The organism is Chitinophaga sp. 05T412 (assembly GCF_056396465.1).
In genome coordinates this window covers 1-918 of sequence record NZ_JBFTLN010000057.1, presented here as the reverse complement: position 1 = coordinate 918, position 918 = coordinate 1, and the positions used below count along the sequence as shown (strand labels likewise).

At 47.3% G+C, this 918-nt stretch carries 1 protein-coding gene; it reads left to right on the top strand.

Annotated elements, in window-relative coordinates; translation table 11 throughout:
• A partial coding sequence (locus AC1DFM_RS34640) for an AMP-binding protein (RefSeq protein ID WP_477081360.1) occupies positions 1–918 on the top strand: 918 nt, incomplete at both ends.

Below are 918 nucleotides of genomic sequence, written 5' to 3'. Positions count from 1 at the left end.
TCATATTTGAGCCACGGCAGGATGGACTACATCTCAGCATAGAATATAACAGTKACCTGTTTTACCATGATACCGTACTCACAATAGCAACACACCTGGATCAGCTGCTGGCAGCTATTCTTAAAAATCCGGCCACCGCTATCGGGCAGTTGGATTATTTAAGTGAAACAGAAAAATCGCATCTGCTTTATAGCTTCAATGATACCGTTGCTGTTTACCCGGAAGATAAAACCCTGGTGCACCTGTTCGCAGAACAGGCAGCTAAAACGCCGGATCATATAGCGTTGGTATTTGAAGATACCTCCCTTACTTATCAGCAACTGGAAGAGCAATCTAACCAGTTGGCCCATTACCTGCGCAACCAATATGGAATCGGACCTGATGACCTGGTGGGCATAAAACTGGATCGTAGCGAATGGCTGCTGATTGTAATATTGGGGATCTTAAAGTCAGGAGGGGCCTATGTTCCCATCGATCCTGATTATCCGCCGGATCGTATCGATTACATGCTGTCGGATACCGGCTGCAAAGTGTTGATCGATGAAGCGGAGCTGTTGCGTTTTAAAACAGTGCAATCAGGATACGATACCACATCGCCGGTTATTGTTAACCAACCCCATGACCTGGCTTATGTGATGTACACTTCTGGTTCCACGGGCATGCCGAAAGGAGTGATGGTGACACATCAGAATGTAGTGAGATTGGTAACCGCACAGCAGTATGTTACGCTTAAAGGGGATGAAGTGTTGTTGTCTACGGGAGCACTTTCTTTTGATGCCACTACTTTTGAATATTGGTCGATGTTGCTGCATGGCGGCAAACTGGTGCTGTGCAGCCAGGAGTCGCTGCTGGATGAGCAACAGCTCTCTGCCCTGATAGCCACGCACCAGGTAGATCTGATGTGGTTTACCAGTGGTT